The sequence below is a fragment of the Flagellimonas lutimaris genome, assembly GCF_003581615.1.
Taxonomy (GTDB): Bacteria; Bacteroidota; Bacteroidia; order Flavobacteriales; family Flavobacteriaceae; genus Flagellimonas; species Flagellimonas lutimaris.
The window spans coordinates 19,650-44,417 of record NZ_QXFH01000074.1 but is presented as its reverse complement, the minus strand read 5'-3'; the positions used below and the strand labels follow the sequence as shown (position 1 = coordinate 44,417).

Here is a 24,768-nt window from a genome sequence, read left to right as displayed (position 1 = left end):
CCTTAAAAATGTTATGCCCTTAAAAATGGGAACCATAATTCTGCTATGGGGCTTATCTTTGTCAAAACTTTAAGAAAAATGACAGGATTAAGGACGCTAATCGAAAAAGCTTGGGACAATAGAGAGTTGTTGGAAGATGAAAAGACTCAAGTTGCCATACGTGAAGTAATAGATCTAATAGATATAGGTGAGTTGCGATGTGCAGAACCAACGGAAGATGGTTGGCAAATCAACGAATGGGTGAAAAAGGCTGTTGTGCTTTATTTTCCAATCCAAAAAATGGAGGTGCTTGAAGCTGGCATTTTTGAATATCACGATAAAATCCCTTTAAAAAGAGGATACAAAGAAAAAGGTGTTCGCGTTGTACCTCATGCTGTTGCAAGACATGGAGCCTATATTTCCAAAGGCACTATTTTGATGCCCAGTTATGTGAACATTGGTGCTTATGTTGATGAAGGTTCCATGGTGGACACTTGGGCCACGGTAGGAAGCTGCGCTCAAATCGGTAAAAACGTCCACTTAAGTGGCGGTGTAGGTATTGGAGGCGTATTGGAACCTTTACAAGCTGCTCCCGTTATTATTGAGGACAATGCCTTTATCGGTTCCAGGTGTATTGTTGTGGAAGGAGTCCGTGTTGAGAAAGAAGCCGTTCTGGGAGCCAATGTGGTTTTAACCGCATCTACTAAAATAATTGATGTAACTGGAGACGAACCTGTGGAATTGAAAGGACGTGTGCCTGCAAGATCCGTTGTAATCCCAGGAAGCTATACCAAAAAATTCCCAGCTGGGGATTATCAAGTGCCGTGTGCTCTGATTATTGGTAAGAGAAAAGAAAGTACAGATAAGAAAACTTCTTTGAACAATGCGCTGCGGGAGCATAATGTAGCGGTGTAGTTAGGCATTGTTCCACAACTAAAGCTATTTTTTTAAGATAAGGGTTGCTTTTTTGATAAAAAAAAGCAACCCTATTCATTTTTCATCCTCTTAATTATACATCAATCAATATTGAAAATTTAGATTTTAACAAAAAACTGGTAGGGAAATTAGATAGTTGATTGTTGTAAGAAAAATAAACAGGCAAACAATTTTTACCTTTTTTTTTTGTTATAGATTTGTAAAATACCAAACACCACACCAATAAATCATGGCTGGATTTCGCACCCCAAAGCAAAAACTATCAGCACTTATCATCACCTACAATGAAATGGGATATATTGAAAAATGTATAGATTCCGTTTCTTTTGCCGATGAAATTATCGTTGTTGATTCCTATAGTACCGATGGTACCTACGAATATCTTTTGGACCACCCAAAAGTCAATGTGTTTCAAAACCCTTTTGAAAACTTTACGGCGCAAAAATCATTCACACTTAAACAAGCAACCAATGATTGGGTTTTGTTTTTGGATGCGGACGAAATAGTTACTGAAAGTCTTCAAAAAGAAATCATTGATACCATAAATAATCCAAATGCCCATGAAGCTTATTGGTTTTACAGAAAGTTTATGTTCCAGAATGAACCACTGAATTTCAGTGGTTGGCAGACCGATAAAAATCATAGACTTTTTAGAAAAAGTAAAGCTCATTTTACGGATAGAAAAATTGTGCACGAAACCTTGGTTGTCGATGGCAAATCAGGAATCCTTCAAGAGAAGCTAATTCATTACTGCTACAAAGATTATCAGGATTATAAGGGGAAAATGCTAAAATATGGTCAATTAAAAGCTAAAGAAGACTTTTATAAGGAAAAGCATTTTAATTATCTTCTAATAACAATCAAACCATTTTGGAAGTTCTTCAATCACTACATTATCCGTTTAGGATTTTTGGATGGCAAAAAAGGATGGACCATTTGCTACCTCAATGCACTTGGTGTACTAGAAAGATTTAGAGAACTGAAAAGATTGGAAAAAAAGAACGAGCTAGCTTACTACTTGGTGATGCCGTAATGCGTCCACACTTGTTTGTTTAATCTTGTCTCTTTTCGTATCGCCTGATTTTTGGCGATAGATTCTGGTGTTTTGTACCCTCTTTTATGATCTAAGTGTACACATACTGCGCTATAGCGCAATTGTTTGGATTTTATACCAAAATTGAACAAACGCTCACCCAGTTCGCGGTCTTGTCCACCGTACTGCATGCGCTCATCAAAACCGTTTATGTTTAAAATATCCTTTTTCCACCCAGAAGAATTATGACCGTTCCAACTAGCATTGGTAGGGGTAAAAGTATTCAGCAACTTGGAAACTATGCCATTTGCCGTCAACTTATTATTCTTAAAAGTTTTTGGAACACCTTTCTCCTTCAGCCAATTGATATTAAAACAATTCTGTTTTTCGATATCTTCCAAGGTAATCATCTTGGAAATATTCATTGGTAGCATGTAATATCCACCAGAAATAAAAAAACCAGGTTCTTTGTTAATGTAGTGCACCTCAACAAAGTCCTCACGAGGAATACAGTCACCATCGGTCATAATAATGTAATTGGCATTGCAAGCTTCCACGGCTTTGTTCAGGATTCTTGATTTTTGAAAACCATCATCCTCTTGCCAAACATGGATAATATTGTAAAAGACCTTTTTGGACATCTCTTCCAATAATTCCTTGGTTTTCGGACCCGAACCATCATCAGCAATCACCAATTCAAAATCTTTAAAAATCTGGCAATTAAACCCCCATAACACTTTTTTTAGCCACTCTTCGGCATTATAAGTGCTAACAATTACTGATATTTTTGGCATTCCCTTTTCCTCTAGGTTCATCTTGACAAAAATAGAAATATTAAATGTTATCTCATATCCTTAATTTTGTGATTCTAAACTTCCACAATGAAGGTCAAGGAAATCCCTGTTTCACTTTTTCATCAAGCTAATTTGACTTGGCAATCCAAGAAGAAACTCACATCCAATAAAAAACGTGTTCCCGTTATTGTTTCGTTGGCCTCTATACCATCCAGACTAAATATTGTACACCTAACTGTACGGAGCTTGTTCAATCAGGATGTACTTCCCGAAAAAATTGTGCTTTGGTTGCACGAGGATTTAAAGGGAAAAATCCCAAAAAAGCTGAATGACTTAGTTGGAGAACTTTTTATGATTGAATTTACGGACTATTTCAGTTCGCACAGAAAACTGGTGGAACCCCTAAATCATTATCCTGAAAAAACTATTATCACATGTGATGATGATATGATGTACCGAAAAAATTGGCTGTCCAAACTGTACGAAGTTCATCAAAAACATCCCAATAAAATCATTGCTAATCAAACCAGATGCATCACTTATAATGAAAAAGGAGAATTACTTCCTTACAAATCATGGAAACCGAACCGATTAGGATGTGAAAATTCAAGAATGACATTACCCATTGGAGCTGGTGGTACACTTTACCCACCAAATACTATGGATAAACGTGTTTTCGACCGAGACCTATTTTTAAAACTTGCACCCAATGCCGACGACCTATGGTTTAAAATAATGGGGCTTCTTAAAGGCACAACATCGATACAAGCCTACAACAGTGATAAAGAACCTATACCTATCTGGGGTTCCCAAAAGCAATCACTAAAAAGTACAAACATTAAAGAAGATAAAAATAGAACCCAATGGTCGGCATTGACAGACCATTTTCAACTTAAATTCAAGAACATTGATTGAAGAAATCAACAACTGCAATAAAATCCTGCAGGAGGGAGGGCTCATCCTCTACCCTACCGACACGGTTTGGGGCATTGGTTGCGACGCCACCAACACAGAGGCCGTAAAAAAAGTCTATGCACTTAAAAAACGGGAAGATACAAAGGCACTCATTTGTTTGGTGGCCAACCAAGCCATGTTGGAACGCCATGTAAAAGAAGTGCCAGATGTAGCTTACGATATCATGGATTTGGCGACAAAACCCACCACCATTGTGTTTGACGAACCTATGGGCATTGCCGATAACCTCGTGGCGGAAGACAATACCTTGGCCATCCGCGTAGCATCGGATAAATTTTGCCAGTACCTCATCAATAAATTCAGAAAACCCATTGTATCCACTTCGGCCAATATTTCTGGAAATCCCACCCCAAAACAATTCAACGATATTGATGAAGAAATTTTAAAAGGAGTGGACTATGTGGTAAATTTGCAAGACGAAAACAAAAACCCTTCCCCCTCCTCCATCATTAAATTGAGCAGCGACGGACAGGTGAAGGTTATTCGGGAATAAAATGGCGAAGGAATTCCATACAGGAGCAATACAACATCCTATTTTTAAACTTATTGGCGAGGCTTCAGATGAACTGGGGGTTGACGCATACGTAATCGGTGGTTTTGTACGTGATTACTTTTTAAAAAGAAACACCCCGAAGGATATTGATATTGTTGCCATTGGTAGCGGCATAGCACTTGCCAAAAAAGTAGCCTCCAAACTAAAGGGCCAACCAGAGATTTCCGTATTCAAGAATTTTGGGACGGCCATGATCAAAGACAAGGATTTAGAGCTTGAATTTGTAGGGGCCCGAAAGGAAAGTTACAATCGTGATAGCAGAAAACCCATTGTGGAAGATGGAACCTTGGAAGACGACCAAAACCGTCGTGATTTTACCATAAATGCCATGGCCTTGGCATTGAACCAATCTAAATTTGGGGAACTTTTAGATCCGTTTGATGGCTTGGCCGATTTGGACAAACAAATCATTCGAACTCCGTTGGAGCCGGGCATCACTTATTCGGATGACCCCTTACGAATGATGCGTGCTATCCGGTTTGCCACACAACTGCATTTTACCATTGAACTAAAATCGCTTCAGGCCATTACGGAGAATAAAGACCGTATCAAAATAGTTTCAAAGGAGCGTATCGTGGACGAACTCCACAAAATTTTGATGAGCTCCAAGCCTTCCGTGGGTTTCAAATTGATGCACCAAACAGGGCTCCTACCTTTAATTTTGCCCGAGTTGACTGATTTACAAGGCATCGAGGAAAAAGAAGGCCAGCGCCATAAGGACAACTTTTGGCATACGTTGGAAGTGGTGGACAATATTGCGGAAACTACGGATAATCTTTGGTTACGCTGGGCCGCATTGCTACACGATATTGGAAAGGCACCTACCAAAAAATTCCACAAAAAAATTGGTTGGACCTTCCACGCGCATGAGTTTGTAGGAGCAAAAATGGTCTATAAACTCTTCAAAAGGTTGCGGATGCCGTTGAACGAGAAAATGAAATTTGTTCAAAAAATGGTGTTGATGAGCTCACGCCCCATCATTTTGTCCGAAGACCATGTAACCGATTCCGCAGTAAGACGATTGGTTTTTGATGCAGGGGATTTTGTGGAAGATTTGATGACGCTTTGCGAAGCCGACATTACCACCAAGAATCCACGCAAACAGAAAAAGTACAAGAACAACTTCAAAATAGTTCGTCAAAAAATAGTGGAGGTCGAAGAGCGAGATCATATCCGAAACTTTCAGCCCCCTGTTTCTGGTGAAGAAATTATGAAAACCTTCAACCTAAAACCTTCTAAGGAAATAGGCATCATCAAAGACGCAATCAAAGAAGCGATTTTAGAAGGAGAAATCCCAAATGAGCATGAAGCTGCCTACAATTTTATGTTGGAAAAAGGCAAAAAAATGAATCTAAAAGTCCACTTGGAATGAAAAAGAACAAATATGTAGTCTATTGGTTGCTAACTGGATGTTTTCTCATTTTTGTTATGGTCTTGGTAGGGGGGATAACGCGTCTTACCCACTCCGGACTTTCCATTTCCGACTATAAATTGATACAGGGCACCATTCCTCCAATGAACGAGCAAGAATGGCAAGAAGCGTTTGAATTGTACAAGCAATATCCCGAATACCAAAAACTCAACAACCATTTTGGAATCGAGGAGTTTAAAGACATTTATTTCTGGGAATGGCTTCACAGGGTTATTGGGCGTTTTATAGGCGTTGTTTTCATGGTACCATTCCTTTACTTCTTGGTTACCAAAAAATTGGACAAACCTACCATTAAAAAGGCCATAATATTGTTGATTATGGGCGGGTTTCAAGGGTTTTTGGGATGGTATATGGTAAAAAGTGGCCTTATAGATCGCCCCGATGTATCTCACTTTAGGTTGGCGGCACACCTAACAACTGCATTTCTAACCTTCGCCTATAGCTTATGGGTGGCGTTGGACCTCATTTACCCAGAAAAAAAAGAAATCGACAAGGGAATCAGAAATCTTATTCGAATTGGGCTTGTACTTTTGCTACTGCAAATTATATGGGGAGCTTTTGTAGCTGGATTGGATGCAGGCTTTATACACAATCATTGGCCTTTAATGAGTGAGGGAAAGCTGATTCATGAAACTGTTTATATTGAGCAACAACCCGTAATCAAGAACTTTTTTGAAGGAAAAAGCGGTGTACAGTTCGTACACAGATATTTGGCTTACTTAGTAGTTGGCTTTATTGCTCTGATTTGGTTCAAAACCCGAAAAATGCCGACCACACCTTTGCAGGAAAAAGGATTGAAAGTTCTATTGGGCCTTGTTTTTGTGCAATTTTTGTTGGGAGTTCTAACGCTAATTTACGCTGTTCCTCTTTGGTTGGGAATCGCACATCAAATTGGCGCATTTTTCCTTTTGGCAGCTATGACTTTTACGCTGCACAGGTTCGCCAAATAAGGTCTAATATTGTACCTTTGTGCCCACTCTAAAATTTTATGGATGATTTATAAAATCAGGATAATACTTGATGCTGAGGAGGATATCTTTCGTGATATCGAAATTGAGGACCAAAGTAATTTGGAGGATTTCCACAATGCCATAACCCAAGCTTTTGGTTTTGAGGGGAGTGAAATGGCCTCGTTCTATACTTGTGATGAAGAATGGAACCAAGACGAGGAAATTGCACTTTTTGATATGAGCGAGAACGGTTCCGATATCCGTTTGATGAACGAAACCGCTTTGGACGATGTAATGACCGAGGACAACCCAAAATTGATTTACGTGTACGACTTTTTTAGCATGTGGACCTTTTTTGTGGAACTTGCAGATATTGTTGACAAGGAAGATGGCCGAGTTTACCCCAACCTATTGTTCACTTTTGGAGAATTACCAGATGCCCCACCGGAAAAAAAGTTTGAGGCAAAGCCCAATGATGATGAAGGAGATTTTGACGACCTCTTAGATCGTTACGACGATATGGACTTTGACGAAAACTGGAATTAAAAGAACGCTTGACCTAAGTTTTAACCATTAATCCCTTACCTAAAAATGCTAAACCTATATTCTGCCCAAATTGAGAGCATATCGCTTCACCGTGTGGGCAATAAAAGTAAAAACGAATCCGCTTTTTTATCTGCAGAACCTTTTTCACTGAACGATGAAATGTCGGGTCTTTTAAAAGAGTATTTCTTCAAACCTTTCAGGGAAAAAGAAGAAAACTATTATAAGTTTAGCCACGAGGTTGATTTGGAATTTAATGAGATTTGCAACTCGGTTTCAGAGATATTTGATAATCCATCCGACAACCACAGACTTTCCAAAAAGATAACTACACACCTTTTTGAACAATCCAACCATCCACATATTAAAAGTGGTGAGGTTTATGTGGTTCACTTTTCGGATATGGTAATCGACAACCAAAAAACAGATGCCGTTGGTATTTTTAAAAGTGAATTGAAGCACGATTTCCTTCAATTTGAAGAAAATGAACACAACTTGGAGATTTTGATTCGTCAAGGAATCAATATCAACAAACTGGATAAAGGTTGTATTGTTTTCAACACTAGTAGAGAAGAGGGGTACAAAGTACTTTCTGTGGACAGCAACCGATACGATGCCAAATATTGGTTGGAAAACTTCTTGGGTGTTGCTCCATTAACGGACGAAAATTTTTACACCAAGAATTACCTAAAATTCTGTCAAAATTTCGCCAAAGATGTTGTTCTGCCTGCAGAGGACAAGCAACAAGAAGTAATGTTCATGAACCGCGCAGTGAACCACTTTGCGAAAAACGACAATTTTGAGGAGTCCTCATTTTTAAACGAGGTCATGGAAAATCCGGAATTGATTCCTGAGTTTAAGCACTACAAGGTGGAAAAAGGTCCAAAATACAGTATCGAGGACGTTTCCAATTTTGATATTGCCAACAAAGCGGTGAGTGATGCAAGAAAGAAAATTAAAAATGTCATCAATCTCGATACCAATATTCAGATTAAAATGGATTTCATCAACCCGGAATCTGCTGAAAAGTTTGTGGAAAAAGGTTGGGACGAGGAACGGCAGATGTATTATTACCTAGTGTATTTTAACAAAGAACAGAAGAGTTAGAATTTCTTCTCTATAATCTGTTTCATACTTACATCTTCGTAGTTTCGTTTTACAAAATCAAGGGCGTGGGTCAATATTTCTCCCATATTATTACTATCCCTAAAGTTAATGTCACCTGTGAGCTCTTGCAGTTGAGTTTTTAGCATCTCTATATTTTCAGGCGGTGCAATGGTATCCTTTTTGCATGCATCCAAAAGTCTTTTTAGCCTCCGGCCCCAACTGAGTATTCTTTTCGCTATTATAGAACGCTCCTCCACAATGTATTGGTTTACAGAATCTATGGTTAATTTACTCTGGACCAAGTCAACCATTATCTTGTTCTCCTTAAAAAATTGAGGGCGGTACACTTTTATTTTTCCTTCATAAGATTGCTGATCAAAGTCGATGGCCCTTATTTTATGAACAACACTATCAAAATCGTGGGTAGGAACAATTACATAATTATAGGAACGCATATCCCCCAATAGACGAATCATGCATCTTTCATTAAACTTTACGAACTCTTTGGCAATTTGTGCTTTTTCGAATTCTGTGCATTCTGGGAGATTTTTCTTCATAAAAACATCTCCAGGAATGCCCACAATATGTTCTTCTATCAACGTATTCTCGTAAATCACAAAGTTTAAATTGTAAGGGGAAAGCATATGTTCGAGCTCCAAACCATAAACTCGGGATGCATCGGTTTTTTTTACATATAACAAGGTATAATTGTCATTCAAAATATTTCGAACCTTGATTCTAAAAGGCTTTGAATTCCCAAAGGTGCAATAGTCCACATAATCCACATTCAAATACGGAAAAATGGAATCGCTACCATCGGAAACAAAATTAGAATATACCCGCTTTAAGGCTAAATCGATTTCATCACGGTCGAACTCAGGGTAAAAAACCCTTACCCACAGGGTATCTTCATCGTTCGCATCGTAAACGGCCACACTTCCAGAAAACCGCAGAAGGTCTTCATAATGGATGGGAATCTCGATTTTCCGGTTATAATAATCCAAATATTTGTCCAACTCCTTACTGATTGGATAAGCAGGTTTCTTTTTCGACATTAATCTTTCTTCCGACATTGTATTTGATTATTTTGTAACAATTTGCGAATAATATCGTCAAGTTAATATAAACCATTCAAAAAACGATAGCATCTCTTGGAAACAATACTGACCGTAAACCATCTCACAAAAAAATTTGGTTACCTCACAGCCGTTAAAGACCTTTCCTTTACTATAGAAAAAGGAAACGTTTATGGCATCTTGGGACCCAATGGTAGTGGCAAGTCCACTACATTAGGGATTATTCTGAACGTTGTTAACCGAACTTCTGGCGATTTCAGTTGGTTCGAAGGCAACACATCCACCCATGACGCCCTTAAAAAGGTAGGCGCCATTATTGAGCGTCCCAACTTTTACCCTTACATGAACGCCATCCAGAATTTAAAGTTGGTCTGTAAAATTAAGGATGTGCCAGAAGCCAAAATTCAAGAGAAACTGGAGTTGGTAGGATTGTGGGATCGCCGAAATAGCAAGTTTAAAACTTATTCGTTGGGTATGAAACAACGTATGGCCATTGCTTCTGCCCTGCTCAACGACCCCGAAATACTAATTTTGGACGAACCTACCAATGGTTTGGATCCTCAAGGAATTCACCAAATACGGGAAATCATCAAAAAAATTGCAAGTCAGGGTACCACAATATTGTTGGCCTCCCATTTATTGGACGAGGTTGAAAAGGTATGTTCCCACGTTATCATTCTCAGAAAAGGTGAAAACTTATATTCCGGTCCCGTGGACAGTATGCTCGCCAGTCATGGCTTTTTTGAATTAAGGGCTAAAAACATGGACCAGCTTCAAGAGCTATTGGAAAAAAATGCCAGTTTTGGTAAAGTGGAAATATTCAACGGAACTCTTACTGCCTATTTAAAAGAAGAAATGGATGCTGAAAGTTTGAATAAAATGCTGTTTGAAAAAGGGATTGTACTATCCCATCTTGTAAAAAGGAAAGAAAGCCTTGAAGAACAATTTTTAACCTTGACCAAAAACAACTAATCAAAAAACGAATGTTACGTCTCCTACAAATAGAATTTATAAAACTTTGGAACAATAGGGCCAGTAAGGTGCTTATTATCTCCTATTTTGTGTTATTGACCTCAATAGCATTGATTGCGGCCATAAAATTTGATATTGGCCCGGTCCAATTTCACTTGGCGGACCAAGGAATTTTCAATTTCCCGTACATCTGGCACTTCAACACCTTTGTTACGGCGCTGTTCAAGCTCTTTTTGGCTATAGTAATCGTCTCCATGATGTCCAACGAGTATAGCAACAAGACCATCAAACAAAACCTGATTGATGGTTTATCCAAAAAGGAATTTATCCTTTCAAAAGTACTCACGGTAATTTCATTTGCATTGATATCCACCATTTTTGTATTTGTGGTATCCATGATTCTTGGATTGGTTTATTCAGACTACAATGAGGTATCCATTATATTTTCGGATATGGAATTCTTGCCTGCTTTCTTTTTTAAGCTGGTCGGGTTCTTCTCATTCTGTCTTTTTCTGGGCATTTTGGTAAAACGTTCTGCTTTTGCATTAGGGTTTTTAATTTTATGGACCATATTGGAACAGGTGGTTTTTGGACTACTGGGTTGGAAAGTAATGAGCTGGGAGGCCGCAAAGGCGATAAAACGTTTCTTCCCTTTGCAATCCATGTCCAACCTGATCAAAGAACCATTTACAAGACTTTCCGCTGTTCAAAACATTGGACAACAAATTGGTGAGGACATGAAATTCGACTACCATGTGTATTGGTATGAGTTTTTGATCGTTATCATTTGGACAGCCATTTTCATCTATTTATCCTACGCATTATTGAAGAAACGTGATTTGTAGTATCTTGTGAGGTGCACATAATCATGTAAATGCTGAACAGATTATACATTTTAATGGTCATTCTTGTATGTATTACAACCAATGCGCAGGATTGCCCCAACCCCGTTTACCCGGCAAATGACGCTACCAATATTCCTTTGGATTCCACTATAGATTGGGAAACGGTAGATGGTGTTCCCTCATACAATATTACGTTGGGCACTACTCCAGGGGGCAATGATATATTGACCTCACAGTTTGCAAGTGGATCGTCCTACACTCCGCCACTTGGATTGCCTGCCAACACGACCATATATGTGACCATAACGCTTTTCTTTTTCAATCAGCCCAATGTTACTTGCCCTAGTTATAGTTTTACCACGGAACCGTTGACATCGATTCCAAACTGTACACAAATAACAAACCCACCGGATATGGCTACGGATGTTAATCCCAATACGAATATCTCGTGGAACTACATTTACGGTGCCGAGGGTTACCGATTAAGTTTGGGCACCACTCCGGGAGGAACAGAGCTTTTAAATGATTACGATACGGGAAATGTACTTACATATAACCCACCTTTTGACCTTCCTGCCGAAACAACTGTTTATGCGACCATTGTCCCATATAATTTAATTGGTTCCGCAGTGGGGTGCACCTACCAACAATTTGATACTAAGGCACCATCACAAATACCGGATTGCACAACCATTTTATACCCGCAGAACGGAGAAACCAATGTACCCCTCTCTCCCTTACTTGAATGGTATGCAGTTCCGGATGCAACGGGCTACATTGTAACCATTGGCACCACACCCAGCGGTACCGATATTTTGGACGAATCCATTTTCTACACCAATTCTACACCTGTTGTTAATTTTGAACCGAACAAAACTTTCTTTATCACCATTATTCCATTTAATGATGCAGGCCAAGCGGAGGGATGTATCCAAACCAGTTTTACCACTATTCTTGGATGCGGTCCTTATCTGGATTTTGATACGGGAGAATATGTTATCATCAACCCGGAAATAGATTTTCAATCTTCTTTTTCTTCTTGTCAGAATGAGGGCCCTCTTGTAATCAACTCAACCGACATTGCAGAAGGCTTTCGCTGGTATCAGATAGATCAATTTGACGATGAAACCTTGATATCATCAACCAATGAGGTTACCATTACCGAAAACGGACGCTACCGATATGAAGCCTACAATACGATAAACCAAAACGGAAATACAATAGAATGTCCATCTTCACAAATATTTGAAGTGGTTTCATCCGAAGTCGCTACGATAGACAATATAATCGCGCAGCCCACAGTTTCATCGCTTCAATTAACCGTTGTTGCATCAGGCATTGGTAATTATGAATATGCCATTGACAATATTGACGGCCCTTATTCTGATAGTACTATTTTCAACAATGTTGAACCCGGAACTCATACAATCTATGTCCGCGACAAGAACGGTTGCGGAATTGCACAAAAAGTATTTACGCAAGATTTGACGGTGGAAGGTTTTCCCAAATTCTTCACCCCAAATGGAGACACCGTAAACGATTACTGGCAGTTCATTCAACCTCTGGAGTCTGAGGAAGTTATTTTTAAAAGTATTCGAATCTTCGACCGTTACGGCAAATTCTTAAAAGAGATTTCACAATATTCACAGGGCTGGGATGGTAATATTGCTGGACGCCGACTTCCTTCTGGTGACTATTGGTTCCAAGCTATCGATGATTCCAACCGCCAGATTAAGGGGCATTTTACCTTAAAGAGATAATATTACCGTTTTACTTCCTTTTGGGGGAGGCCTTTAGTATTTTTACCGAATGAAATTTCAGGTAGTTTCTGACTTTAAACCTACGGGCGATCAACCTCAAGCTATAAAACAATTAGTGGAAGGTATCGAAGCTAAAACCCCACACCAAACCTTACTTGGTGTAACCGGCTCAGGCAAAACATTTACCGTTGCCAATGTAGTGGAATCGGTGCAACGGCCAACTCTTGTTTTGGCCCATAATAAGACCTTGGCAGCTCAGTTGTATTCTGAATTCAAGCAGTTTTTCCCCAATAATGCAGTAGAGTACTTTGTATCCTACTATGATTACTATCAGCCCGAAGCCTATATTCCAACAAGCGGACTTTACATTGAAAAGGACCTCTCTATAAACGAGGATATCGAAAAATTAAGGTTAAGCGCCACATCCTCCCTTCTATCCGGAAGACGTGATGTACTTGTCGTAGCCTCTGTTTCCTGTCTTTATGGTATTGGAAACCCTGTTGAATTTCAAAAAAACGTAATCACCATCCACAGAGATCAGGTCATTTCTAGAACCAAGTTTCTAAAGCAATTGGTGCAGAGCTTGTATGCTCGTACCACAGCTGATTTCAGAAATGGAAACTTTAGGGTTAAAGGCGATGTAGTCGATGTTTTCCCAGGATACGCCGACCATGCTTTCCGTATTCACTTTTTTGGTGATGAAATCGAGGAAATTGAGGCATTGGACCCCTATAACAATAACGTAATTGAAGTTTACGACACTCTGAACATATATCCGGCCAATATGTTCGTAACCTCTCCAGATGTGCTTCAAAATGCCATAAAGGAAATTCAGGACGATTTAGTAAAGCAAATAGACTATTTCAAGGAAATTGGTAGGCCGCTTGAAGCAAAACGCCTGGAAGAGCGTACTAATTTTGATTTGGAAATGATTCGGGAGCTTGGCTATTGTTCTGGAATCGAAAACTATTCAAGGTATTTGGATGGTAGAAAACCAGGTACCAGACCTTTCTGTTTGTTGGATTATTTTCCTGATGATTACCTCATGGTGATTGATGAAAGCCACGTAACCATCCCTCAAGTTCATGCCATGTACGGGGGAGACCGTTCCAGAAAAGAAAACTTGGTAGAATATGGCTTTCGATTGCCGGCGGCAATGGATAACCGTCCATTAAAATTTGAAGAGTTTGAAGCGCTTCAAAATCAAGTACTCTATGTGAGTGCCACCCCTGCCGATTACGAATTAGAATTGAGTGAAGGGGTTTATGTGGAACAAATCATCCGACCAACAGGATTATTGGATCCAGTAATCGAGGTAAGACCTAGTGAAAACCAAATTGATGACTTAGTTGAAGAAATTCAACAACGTGTAGAATTGGATGAACGCACCTTAGTGACCACCCTGACCAAACGAATGGCGGAGGAGCTCACTAAATATCTATCCCGGATTGATGTTCGTTGTCGTTACATCCATAGTGATGTGGATACTTTGGAGCGGGTAGAAATCATGCAGGACCTGCGCAAAGGACTGTTCGATGTTCTTATCGGGGTCAATTTATTGCGGGAGGGATTGGATTTGCCCGAAGTTTCGCTTGTAGCCATTTTGGATGCAGACAAGGAGGGTTTTCTACGTAGCAACCGCTCTTTGACCCAAACGGTAGGTCGTGCGGCAAGAAACCTCAATGGAAAGGCCATCATGTATGCGGACAAAATTACCGATAGCATGCAAAAAACGATTGATGAGACCAATTATCGAAGAGATAAACAAATGTCCTATAACAAAGAACATAATATTACACCTACTGCTTTAAAGAAAAACCTGGACAGTGCCTTAGCTAAAAATTCGGTATCTACATATCATTTCCAAAAAGAGGAACTTCGTGCGGCGGAACCTGACTTAAAGTACTTAACACAAGACCAAAAGGATAAATTAATCAGGGATAAAAGAAAGGCTATGGAAAAAGCGGCCAAAGAACTTGATTTTATGGAAGCAGCTAAACTTAGGGATGAAATAAAAATCCTTCAGGAGAAAGAATAAAAAACGCGCTCCTGCAAAAGCGGGAGCGCGCCTCAAACTAACCAACTAATCCAACCATCATGAAACACCTATAGTTGGTGTTCTAATGTCTTATCCGATTTCAATCAATCGTTTTGGCTTTGGCAATGCCTCTTGTTTTTTGGGCAATGTCAATTTCAATATTCCATCTTCGTACTTGGCATCTATTTTAGACCCATCTACGGTCTCGGGCAATGTAAAAGCCCTTTTGAATGAGGTATAGGAAAACTCTTTTCTTGTATAATTTTCTTTATTTTCCTCATTTTCAGTTTCGACTTCACTGGAAATAGTTAATACATCATTGTCAATTTCAACAGTGAAATCATCTTTCTTCATTCCAGGAACAGCTAGTTCCAATTCAAAACCTTCGGTATTGTCCTTTATATTGACAGCAGGCACAGAAGTATTCCACTTTTCTGTTCCACCGAACCAATCAGGATCCATAACATCATGCATCAAGGATGGAAAAAACAGGTTGTTTCTTTTTACTATACTCATGGCGATTCAATTTTAGTTAAACATCTAAATCACCCTGTATAAGTCAAAACCTATACCAACACAAAAACTATGTCTTTATGACATGTTTTAATTAAATTTAAATGACATTTTGTCGTTAATTGTAATATGCTTTGAAGATATTGATAAGCACATCTGGTGGGACTATATTATCTGGATAGCGGTGCATTACTTCCAAAACCTGACTAATGGCGGCAGGTGGCAAACCCATTTTTAACCCAATATTGTAAAGGGTATTAATCTCTTTTTTATGCTGCTCATGATCAATGTTCATAAGCAAAATAAGCCTATGGAATTGAACAATCCGTTCAGCTTGAGTTTTAAGACGCACTTTGGGGGATTTCTCCTTTAACAATCCATCAAGGGTATCCTTAGGAACCCCTAAATTACGGGCGACCTTCAGTAAAAATTCATATTCCGAACGTTTCAAGGAATGGTCGACCCTTGCAAAGCCAATCATCTCTGAAAGAATGCTCAATTTTTCCTGATAGGTACCCATAACAAATGGTTTTGGTTCTAATTATTAGGTAGATAACTCCAAAACACCTCGTTTTAGTACATAAAAAAGCCCTGAATTTCAGGGCTTTTTCTAACTAACTCAAACAATTCCCGTTTATTAAGCGGTAATTCGTATTGGAATTTCGTAAACTCTACCTGGAGCAACATTCTTTAGTTGTACCTTTTGGTAGTTCAAACGATTTTTTACGAAACCTTCCAAAATTTCATCTTTGGTTTCAACAGAAAGTACTACTAGTTCACCTTTTTCATTTACAATGAAACGAACTTCAGCAGTTAATTCATTGTATTCCACGTTGAATTTATTGTCTTTCAACATTTCATAAATTTGGCCAGAAAGATTAGTCTCTTTTGTTGCCTTCTTACCTTTTGTTGCAAAAACACTCATTGTTGCGAATAGTGCCAATGCCACCGAAACAGCTTTAAATTTTCTCATGATTTTTGTTTTTTGATTAAAATTGATGATTAATGATTTGTCAAAATATAGACCTGATTAAGAGTCTTTTTTAACGACGCTTCAAAAATAAGACGATCAAAAAACAAAATTGTTACACTTTAGGACCATTTAACAAATGTTTAATGTCCTTAACCTTGGGCTAATACTCCTGTTCAAACAAGAAAAAGCTACCTAATCATTTGGTTCATCTGAGAAAACACTGAAAACAAGAGCAGTAAGATTATTGGCTTGATTTACTTAGAAGAAAATCAGTGTTTTCTAAAATTTGAAGCATAAAAAAGGGCAATACTTTATTAAGTATTGCCCTTATGAAATATATTTAAGCTTGAGACTAGCCCAAAACTTCTTCTACTTTATCAGCAGCTTCTTTAAATTGAACTGCGGAGTGCACAGCCAAGCCAGAATTATCAATTATTTCTTTGGCCAACTCTGCATTGGTACCTTGTAACCTTACAATAATTGGAACCTGAATTGCATCTCCCATGTTTTTGTATGCATCAACGACACCTTGCGCTACACGATCACAACGAACAATACCACCAAAGATATTGATAAGGATTGCTTTTACATTTGGATCTTTTAGGATGATTCGGAAAGCTTCCTCTACCCTTTTGGCGTCTGCAGTACCACCAACATCCAAGAAGTTTGCCGGTTCACCACCTGCCATTTTAATCAAATCCATGGTAGCCATTGCCAATCCGGCACCATTTACCATACATCCAACATTCCCATCCAAATCAACATAGTTCAAGCCAACCTCACGAGCTTCTACCTCAATCGGGTTTTCCTCTCTAAGGTCACGCATTTCTGCATACGCCTTTCTTCTATAAAGAGCATTGTCATCTATGGAAACTTTGGCATCTACGGCCATAATTTTATCATCAGAGGTCTTCAACACTGGGTTGATTTCAAAAAGACTTGAATCACTTTCAACATATGCTTTGTACAAAGACATAACGAATTTCACCATCTCTTTGAACGCCGTACCGGACAACCCTAAGTTAAAGGCAATTCTTCTGGCCTGGAAGGGCAAAAGTCCCAATCCTGGATCAACCTCCTCTGTAAAAATTAAATGTGGTGTTTTCTCGGCAACCTCTTCAATATCCATACCTCCTTCGGTAGAGTACATAATCATATTCTTACCAGTACCCCTATTTAAGAGAACAGACATATAAAACTCGCTGGTTTCACTATCACCTGGGTAATACACATCCTCTGCCACTAATACTTGGTGCACTTTTTTACCTTCTGCAGATGTTTGTGGGGTAACAAGGTTCATTCCAATAATGCTACCTGCCAACTCTTCCACTTCTTTCAAGTTTTTGGCCAATTTTACTCCACCCCCTTTACCACGGCCACCAGCATGTACTTGCGCTTTTATTACATGCCATCCTGTTCCGGTTTCCTGTGTAAGTTGTTTTGCGGCATCTACCGCTTCCTTTGCGTTGTGAGCAACTATTCCTCGTTGGATCCTTACTCCAAAACTGGCTAAAATCTCTTTTCCTTGATATTCGTGAAGATTCATCTGTGAATTTACTTTTGTTTGCTGACAAAAATAGAAAACACTGCTGACAAATTGAAGATGTTAAATGAATAATTACAGGTTAGGTGTCAATTATAACCCTTTTATTCGAGTCCTTGGACTTTACAACTTAAAATCTTGAAAATCCAAAGGGTCAAAATTCTTAAAATGTCCATTCATCTCGATGACATCTTTGGTTCGATTCAATTCGGTCAACATATTGGTTGTTGTCTGTAAATGATTTTTTATGAAATTTAACCGATCTGTTTCTCTCGTCATAAGTAACAACTCATATTCTTGTTCAAAAGAAAGTCCCATTTTATGAGCGAGAGAATAGCTATTGAATTGCTTGGGAGATGTTTTGGTAAAAGGGACATCCATAATATCATACAATTCCTCCACTTTTTGGAGCACTTCCTCTCTTAAACTTTCATCGGCATCGTTCTCAATCTCCAAAAACTCGACTTCTCCACCAGCATAGAGTTTACCTTCTATTTGTTTTTGAAAACTTAGCACCTTAAAAACTTGACGTGCAACACAAACCACATCCATTTCTCCAGATTCATAAGTGTTTACCACTTCAACCAATTGCACCTCTGTCCCGTAGGAAATAGCGTTGTTGATATAAACCGGAATTCCAAAGGTAAGCGCCTCCTTTCTGCAATCGTTGATCAATTGTTTATATCGATCTTCAAAAATATGCAAGGGTACGGTTTCACCAGGGTAAAAGACTGATTGTAGTGGAAATAGAGGTAGCTTCATTGTTGCAATTTGTTTAAAAATACACATCAAAAACTTAAAGTACAACACCAGATTCGGCTTATATGTTGTAAATAAAACAACTTGTTATATTTTGATAAAAAAATTCAGATTTTTTGTGTTTAAAGTATACAAAACCTAGTTTTGTTTAAAATATATATTTAAAATGAACTCTAAGGATTTACTTCAACTTACAGAGCAATTTGGCGCACCACTTTATGTTTATGATGCTGACAAGATTACCTCTCAATACAAAAAGCTTACCAATGCTTTTAAAGGGGTTTCCAGTCTTAAACTAAACTATGCGGCAAAAGCACTTTCCAATATTAGCATCCTTAGATTGTTGAACAGTTTGGGCAGTGGTTTGGATACCGTGTCCATTCAAGAAGTGAAACTGGGACTGTTAGCAGGTTTTAAACCAGAGTCCATTATTTTTACTCCCAACGGGGTTTCTTTGGAAGAAATCGAAGAAGCAGCCGCTCTTGGTGTTCAAGTAAACATTGACAACCTCTCCATTTTGGAGCAATTTGGAAGTAAGCATCCCGATATTCCAGTTTGTATTCGAATCAACCCACATGTGATGGCTGGGGGGAATTCCAAAATCTCTGTTGGGCATATCGACTCAAAATTTGGTATTAGCATTCATCAAATTCCACATTTATTACGTATTGTGGAGTTGACCAATATGAACATCAATGGAATCCATATGCACACGGGTAGTGATATTTTGGATATTGATGTTTTCCTCTACGCATCGGAAATTTTGTTTGAAACAGCCAGTAACTTCAAGGATTTGGAGTTCATTGATTTCGGAAGTGGTTTTAAAGTTCCTTATAAGGAAGGGGACATCCAAACCAACGTGGACGAATTGGGCAAAAAACTGACCAAAAGATTCAACGAGTTTTGCAAGGAATATGGCAGAGAACTCACTCTTGCCTTTGAGCCAGGAAAATTTTTGGTAAGTGAAGCGGGTTGCTTTTTAGCCAAGGTAAACGTTGTAAAACAGACCACATCGACTGTTTTTGCAAGTGTGGATTCTGGTTTCAACCATTTGATTAGACCCATGCTCTATGGTTCTAACCATCAAATTGTAAATATATCCAACCCAAAAGGAAAAGAGCGTTATTATTCGGTTGTCGGTTACATTTGTGAAACGGATACTTTTGGAAGCAACCGTAGAATCAACGAAATATCCGAAGGAGATGTGCTCTGCTTTAAAAATGCCGGTGCTTATTGCTTCACTATGGCCAGCAATTACAATTCCAGATATAGACCGGCAGAAGTGTTATGGTATAAAGGAAAAGCCCATTTAATCAGAAAAAGAGAGACTTTTGATGATATCCTTCACAATCAAGTGGATAACAAGGAGCTTTTTGAGGTTCCGAAGGAACAGCCCGTAAAGTAGCATCTACCCTTATCAGACTGTTAAAGCTCATACTTTTTTGGCACAATTTTCGTTAGTTTTGTATTGATATGACGACAATTAGGTCAAAAACAAAGACTATGCGCACAATTTTTACCCAAATCAGCTTGCTTTTTCTAATATTTATGGGCTTTAACGCCCAAGCTCAAGATATTAATTGGATATCATGGGAGGAGGCCGTTCAACTTTCCCAAACGGATGCACAGCCCAAAAAGATTTTTGTTGACGTTTACACAGATTGGTGCGGATGGTGCAAAAAGATGGATAAAAATACGTTTCAAAATCCTGAAGTATCTAAATATATGCAGGACAACTTCTATATGGTAAAAATGGATGCAGAAGGTAAAGACCCTATTGAATACCAAGGCAAAACATTCAAATTTGTACCTTCTGGAAGAAGAGGCTACCACGAATTGGCCGCTGCTTTGTTACAAGGTCGTATGAGCTACCCTACCGTAGTTTTCTTAGATGAGCAATTGAATATGCTGTCGCCTGTCCCTGGATATCAGCAAGTAGAACCTTTTATGCAAATCGCCAAGTACTTTGGTGAAAACATCTACAAGGACAAAGATTGGGAAAGCTACGCGGGGAAATAAATACTCCAGCGCGCCTTCCTTACTTTATTTTATCTACTATAATTCGGACTTTCTTTGGTAATGGTCACATTGTGTGGGTGACTTTCGTGAATACCGCTGGATGTAATTTTTACAAACCGAGCATTATTCTTCAAAGCTTCAATATCACCGGCACCACAATATCCCATACCAGCACGTAGCCCACCAATAAATTGGTGCATACTCTCTACCAATTCACCTTTATAGGGAACACGGCCCACAATACCTTCGGGAACCAATTTCTTGATATCGTCCTCGACATCTTGGAAGTATCTATCCTTACTGCCTTTTTTCATTGCCTCAACAGAGCCCATTCCACGGTACGATTTAAACTTACGTCCTTCGTAAATAATAGTCTCTCCCGGCGATTCTTTGGTACCGGCCAATAAAGAGCCCAACATCACCGTATCCGCACCAGCAGCCAACGCTTTGGGAATATCACCTGTATATCGGATTCCACCATCGGCAATAACGGGAACTCCCGTGCCTTTCAGCGCGGCAGACACTTCCAAAACAGCGGAAAACTGTGGAAATCCAACCCCGGCCACAACACGTGTAGTGCAAATGGAGCCAGGTCCAATACCCACTTTAACCGCATCGGCACCGGCATCTGCCAAATATTTTGCTGCCTTGGCCGTAGCAATATTACCTACCACAACTTCCAATTCTGGAAAAGATTTCTTCACATCTTTTAAAATACCCACCACACCTTTGGTATGACCGTGCGCCGTATCAATTATAATGGCATCTACACCTGCATTTACCAAAGCACCTGCACGGTCAACAGCGTCGGCTGTTACACCAATAGCAGCTGCAACACGCAAACGTCCGTACTGATCTTTGTTGGCAATTGGTTTTTGGGTAAGTTTAGTAATATCCCTGAACGTAATCAAACCAACAAGTTCGTCCTTATCGTTGATTACTGGTAGTTTTTCAATCTTATTTTCTTGTAGAATGACCTCAGCCTGCTGCAAAGAAGTACCTTCTCCAACAGTCACTAAATTTTCCGATGTCATTACATCCGCTATCGGTCTATCATCATTCTTTTCAAAACGAAGGTCACGATTGGTAACTATCCCAATCAACTTGTTTTTATCATCCACAATGGGAATCCCTCCGATACTATGCTCCCTCATGCTTGCCTTGGCATCACGCACAACAGATTCCAAAGGAAGGGTCACAGGATCCATGATCATTCCGCTTTCTGCGCGTTTTACCTTTCTTACCTTGAGCGCCTGCTGTTCAATCGTCATATTTTTATGAAGAACACCAATACCTCCCTCCCTTGCCATGGCAATCGCCATGCGAGACTCGGTTACCGTATCCATGGCCGCAGAAACAATGGGCACATTGATAGTAATGTTTTTGGTAAATTTTGACTGGATGTTTACTTCTCGGGGAAGTACTTCGGAGTATGCTGGTACAAGAAGAACGTCGTCGTATGTAAGTCCTTCTCCAACAATTTTGTTTTGGTGAGCTTCCATTGCAATTACGGATTAATTGCGTGCAAATATACCACTAATTTTAATCAATAAAGGACATACTCAATACTTTCTGCATTATCATAATATGTTTTCTACTCTAAATATGATGACCGATGCATTACTCTTAAGTAATTTTGAAATTTTATCTTTATTTATTCTAAATAAGCTTTGTTTTATTGCACTGGAAATGTACATTTGCAGCCGAATTAAATTTTTTATTTAAAATAAGTCTTAATTAATACAATGTACCGACTAACTTCAATCATCGCGCTTTTTAGCTTTCTTTTTCTTTCTGGGCAACAACAACAAATCGGGAATGACTCCACTCTAATTGAGTTGAATGAAGTCGTTCTATCTGCCAAAGTAATTTTTGGAAGCAAATTTGTGGCGAAGAACAGAACGGGGTCTTCTTATTACCTTTCCCCTGAAGAAATCAAAAAATTTAACTACACCGACGTCAACCGTACTTTACGTTCAGTTCCCGGGGTCAATATTTATGAAGAAGATGGATTTGGCCTAAGGCCAAATATCAGTTTACGAGGAACCTCCCCCGAAAGAAGTTCCAAAATTACCTTAATGGAAGATGGTGTCCTCATTGCACCGGCTCCTTATAGTGCTCCATCGGCCTATTATTTCCCCACTATTGCGCGAATGCAGGCCGTTGAAATATTGAAAGGCAGTAGCCAAGTACAATTCGGACCATACACAACCGGGGGTGCCATAAACATGATTTCCACCGAAGTGCCAGATAATTTTGGAATCTTTTTAAACAGTAGCTATGGTAGTTTCCAAAGTGGTCGTATCCATACCCAACTGGGCGATAGTTACAAAAACTTTGGATACGCTGTGGAATACCTCAACTACAATTCCAACGGATTTAAAAACTTGGAAAATGGTGATAACACGGGTTTTGATAAAAATGACCTAGTTGCCAAATTCAAGGTCAACACCAATCCAGAAGCAAAACTTGGACAGGAGTTTGAGGTGAAGTTGCAGTATTCGGACGAAACGTCCAACGAAACCTATCTAGGGTTGACCCAAGAGGATTTCGATACAGACCCTTTCCAACGCTATGCTGGATCTCAAAATGATCAAATGAATGCCGAGCACTTTCAATTGATGGGAACCCATGCTTTAAAATTCAACGATCAATTCAGGATTACCACCATTGGCTATTACAATGATTTTAGCAGGAATTGGTACAAGGTCGATTATGTTACGATTGATGGAGAACGTCAAGGCATCGGGACTATTTTTAGTGACCCAATCGGCAATGAATCCTACATAAACCTAGTAAAAGGCACCGCCAACAGTGGAGCGAATGATTTCCTTAATGCCAGAAACAACAATAGGGACTATCTATCTACCGGAGTTCAAACAAAATTGGATTACCATTGGAGTGGAGAAAACACGTATCATGATCTGGAAATTGGACTGCGTTACCATTATGATGAAGAGGACCGTTTTCAGTGGATAGATGATTATGCTATCGTGAACGGAGATATGCAATTGGTCAATTCGGGAGTCCCTGGCACCAATGCCAACCGTGTGAGCAGTGCAAAAGCTTTTGCCTCGTATGCCATGTACAAGCTTAAAATCAATGATCTAACATTGACTCCCGGCCTTCGTTATGAAAACATTTCCTTGGAAAGATTGGACTATGGTACCAACGACGTAGAACGCTTAGGCACTGACCTATCCGAAAGACAGAACAATGTAGATGTGTTTATCCCAGGAATTGGTTTTAACTATAATTTCAACGACCTGTCCGTTTTTGGAGGGGTACATAAAGGCTTCTCACCTCCCAGCAACCAACCTGGAGAAAATCCAGAGGAAAGTGTGAATTATGAACTTGGTAGCCGTTTCTCATTTGCAGGTATTTCGGGAGAACTAGTCGGGTTTTACAACGATTACAGCAACCTACTGGGCAGTGATCTTGCCGCAACAGGTGGAACCGGCTCCCTAGACCAATTCAATGCCGGTGAAGTAAGTGTACAAGGAGTGGAGTTGTTGTTGAACTATAACTTTATGGAAAATAACGAAAGCCTTCAACTACCCTTTACTTTTGGATATACGCTGACCGACACAGAGTTCTTGAACAGTTTTGGCAGCGAAAACGATATTTGGGGAGAGGTTTCTGCAGGTGATGAGATGCCTTACATCTCCAAACATCAGTTCAATGCCGCCCTATCGCTGGAGCATGAAAATTTTGAAATAAACCTTAGTGGTAGGTACAATGGCGCTTTTAGAACAATGGCAGGAAGTGGGTCTATCCCCGCCACTGAAAAAGTAAGCTCCAATTTTATACTAGATCTTGGGGGGCGATATAAATTCAATGATCATGTGGCCATTACTGCCAATGCCATCAATTTATTGGATGAGCAATATGCCGTTGCAAGGGTGCCTGCAGGCTTACGGCCTGGCCATCCATTTGGCATCTACGCTGGAATTGAGCTTAGATATTAA

The 24,768-nt window shown here is 39.3% G+C and carries 23 protein-coding genes; 15 read left to right on the top strand and 8 right to left on the bottom strand.

Annotation, left to right across the window (positions count from 1 at the left end):
• The first annotated feature begins 78 nt into the window (after positions 1–78).
• Both D2V08_RS12215 and D2V08_RS12210 read left to right on the top strand, forming a co-directional pair.
• Positions 79–894: a 2,3,4,5-tetrahydropyridine-2,6-dicarboxylate N-succinyltransferase gene (locus D2V08_RS12215; RefSeq protein ID WP_119608450.1), complete on the top strand. Its 816-nt coding sequence runs from the start codon at positions 79–81 to the stop codon at positions 892–894.
• A gap of 250 nt (positions 895–1,144) precedes the next feature.
• A complete protein-coding gene (locus D2V08_RS12210) occupies positions 1,145–1,948 on the top strand; it encodes a glycosyltransferase family 2 protein (RefSeq protein ID WP_119608449.1) in 804 nt (267 codons plus the stop codon).
• Here D2V08_RS12210 and D2V08_RS12205 read toward each other — a convergent pair.
• Positions 1,930–2,763 (bottom strand): glycosyltransferase family 2 protein, encoded by an 834-nt coding sequence (locus D2V08_RS12205; protein ID WP_119608448.1) that lies wholly within the window; start codon positions 2,761–2,763, stop codon positions 1,930–1,932. The genes D2V08_RS12210 and D2V08_RS12205 overlap by 19 nt on opposite strands.
• Before the next feature lie 66 nt (positions 2,764–2,829).
• Between D2V08_RS12205 and D2V08_RS12200 the strand changes: the two genes are divergently transcribed.
• The 6 genes from D2V08_RS12200 to D2V08_RS12175 are packed head-to-tail and all read left to right on the top strand — an operon-like array spanning position 2,830 to position 8,302.
• Positions 2,830–3,657 carry a zinc-binding alcohol dehydrogenase gene (locus D2V08_RS12200; RefSeq protein WP_119608447.1) on the top strand — a complete coding sequence of 276 codons (828 nt, stop codon included), beginning with the start codon at positions 2,830–2,832 and terminating at the stop codon, positions 3,655–3,657.
• Positions 3,650–4,210: an L-threonylcarbamoyladenylate synthase gene (locus D2V08_RS12195; RefSeq protein ID WP_119608446.1), complete on the top strand. Its 561-nt coding sequence runs from the start codon at positions 3,650–3,652 to the stop codon at positions 4,208–4,210. The genes D2V08_RS12200 and D2V08_RS12195 overlap by 8 nt, the downstream gene beginning before the upstream one ends.
• 1 nt (position 4,211) lies before the next feature.
• Positions 4,212–5,642: a CCA tRNA nucleotidyltransferase gene (locus tag D2V08_RS12190; RefSeq protein ID WP_119608445.1), complete on the top strand. Its 1,431-nt coding sequence runs from the start codon at positions 4,212–4,214 to the stop codon at positions 5,640–5,642.
• On the top strand, positions 5,639–6,652 hold the full coding sequence (locus D2V08_RS12185; protein ID WP_119608444.1) for a COX15/CtaA family protein: 1,014 nt from the start codon (positions 5,639–5,641) through the stop codon (positions 6,650–6,652). Before D2V08_RS12190 ends, D2V08_RS12185 begins: the two co-directional genes overlap by 4 nt.
• 42 nt (positions 6,653–6,694) lie before the next feature.
• Positions 6,695–7,198: an IS1096 element passenger TnpR family protein gene (locus D2V08_RS12180; protein ID WP_119608443.1), complete on the top strand. Its 504-nt coding sequence runs from the start codon at positions 6,695–6,697 to the stop codon at positions 7,196–7,198.
• A gap of 45 nt (positions 7,199–7,243) precedes the next feature.
• Entirely contained in the window at positions 7,244–8,302 is a 1,059-nt protein-coding gene (locus tag D2V08_RS12175; RefSeq protein ID WP_119608442.1) for a nucleoid-associated protein, read from the top strand.
• Here D2V08_RS12175 and D2V08_RS12170 read toward each other — a convergent pair.
• Positions 8,299–9,375, bottom strand: a complete 1,077-nt coding sequence (locus tag D2V08_RS12170; protein WP_119608441.1) for a hypothetical protein — start codon at positions 9,373–9,375, stop codon at positions 8,299–8,301. The two genes, D2V08_RS12175 and D2V08_RS12170, sit on opposite strands and share 4 nt — an antisense overlap.
• Positions 9,376–9,453: 78 nt before the next feature.
• On the opposite strand from D2V08_RS12170, the gene D2V08_RS12165 reads away from it, so the two are divergent.
• The 4 genes from D2V08_RS12165 to uvrB are packed head-to-tail and all read left to right on the top strand — an operon-like array spanning position 9,454 to position 14,993.
• Positions 9,454–10,350 carry an ABC transporter ATP-binding protein gene (locus D2V08_RS12165; RefSeq protein ID WP_119608440.1) on the top strand — a complete coding sequence of 299 codons (897 nt, stop codon included), beginning with the start codon at positions 9,454–9,456 and terminating at the stop codon, positions 10,348–10,350.
• Positions 10,351–10,361: 11 nt separating this feature from the next.
• Positions 10,362–11,195, top strand: a complete 834-nt coding sequence (locus D2V08_RS12160; RefSeq protein WP_119608439.1) for an ABC transporter permease — start codon at positions 10,362–10,364, stop codon at positions 11,193–11,195.
• Between the two features lie 29 nt (positions 11,196–11,224).
• The gene (locus D2V08_RS12155) at positions 11,225–12,955 is read left to right on the top strand and encodes a T9SS type B sorting domain-containing protein (RefSeq protein ID WP_119608438.1); all 1,731 of its coding nucleotides are present in this window, start codon (positions 11,225–11,227) and stop codon (positions 12,953–12,955) included.
• A gap of 49 nt (positions 12,956–13,004) precedes the next feature.
• Complete coding sequence (uvrB, locus tag D2V08_RS12150; RefSeq protein ID WP_119608437.1) at positions 13,005–14,993, top strand: excinuclease ABC subunit UvrB; 1,989 nt, start codon at positions 13,005–13,007, stop codon at positions 14,991–14,993.
• Between the two features lie 90 nt (positions 14,994–15,083).
• Here uvrB and D2V08_RS12145 read toward each other — a convergent pair whose 3' ends face one another.
• The 5 genes from D2V08_RS12145 to D2V08_RS12125 all read right to left on the bottom strand — a co-directional run bounded on the left by D2V08_RS12145 (position 15,084) and on the right by D2V08_RS12125 (position 18,784).
• On the bottom strand, positions 15,084–15,509 hold the full coding sequence (locus D2V08_RS12145) for an Hsp20/alpha crystallin family protein (protein WP_119608436.1): 426 nt from the start codon (positions 15,507–15,509) through the stop codon (positions 15,084–15,086).
• A gap of 115 nt (positions 15,510–15,624) precedes the next feature.
• Positions 15,625–16,026, bottom strand: coding sequence for a TerB family tellurite resistance protein (locus D2V08_RS12140; protein WP_119608435.1), 402 nt, complete (start codon positions 16,024–16,026; stop codon positions 15,625–15,627).
• Positions 16,027–16,143: 117 nt separating this feature from the next.
• Positions 16,144–16,479, bottom strand: coding sequence for a hypothetical protein (locus D2V08_RS12135; protein WP_119608434.1), 336 nt, complete (start codon positions 16,477–16,479; stop codon positions 16,144–16,146).
• A 352-nt stretch (positions 16,480–16,831) separates the two neighbouring features.
• On the bottom strand, positions 16,832–18,025 hold the full coding sequence (sucC, locus tag D2V08_RS12130; RefSeq protein WP_119608433.1) for an ADP-forming succinate--CoA ligase subunit beta: 1,194 nt from the start codon (positions 18,023–18,025) through the stop codon (positions 16,832–16,834).
• 120 nt (positions 18,026–18,145) lie between these two features.
• Entirely contained in the window at positions 18,146–18,784 is a 639-nt protein-coding gene (locus D2V08_RS12125) for an LON peptidase substrate-binding domain-containing protein (protein WP_119608432.1), read from the bottom strand.
• 163 nt (positions 18,785–18,947) lie between these two features.
• On the opposite strand from D2V08_RS12125, the gene lysA reads away from it, so the two are divergent.
• Together lysA and D2V08_RS12115 are read left to right on the top strand one after the other, a co-directional pair.
• The gene (lysA, locus tag D2V08_RS12120) at positions 18,948–20,186 is read left to right on the top strand and encodes a diaminopimelate decarboxylase (RefSeq protein ID WP_119608431.1); all 1,239 of its coding nucleotides are present in this window, start codon (positions 18,948–18,950) and stop codon (positions 20,184–20,186) included.
• A gap of 98 nt (positions 20,187–20,284) precedes the next feature.
• The gene (locus tag D2V08_RS12115; RefSeq protein ID WP_119608430.1) at positions 20,285–20,800 is read left to right on the top strand and encodes a thioredoxin family protein; all 516 of its coding nucleotides are present in this window, start codon (positions 20,285–20,287) and stop codon (positions 20,798–20,800) included.
• Positions 20,801–20,829: 29 nt separating this feature from the next.
• Here the strand turns inward: D2V08_RS12115 and guaB are convergent, their stop codons facing one another.
• Positions 20,830–22,302, bottom strand: a complete 1,473-nt coding sequence (guaB, locus tag D2V08_RS12110) for an IMP dehydrogenase (protein WP_119608429.1) — start codon at positions 22,300–22,302, stop codon at positions 20,830–20,832.
• A 243-nt stretch (positions 22,303–22,545) separates the two neighbouring features.
• On the opposite strand from guaB, the gene D2V08_RS12105 reads away from it, so the two are divergent.
• Positions 22,546–24,768 (top strand): TonB-dependent receptor family protein, encoded by a 2,223-nt coding sequence (locus D2V08_RS12105; protein ID WP_119608428.1) that lies wholly within the window; start codon positions 22,546–22,548, stop codon positions 24,766–24,768.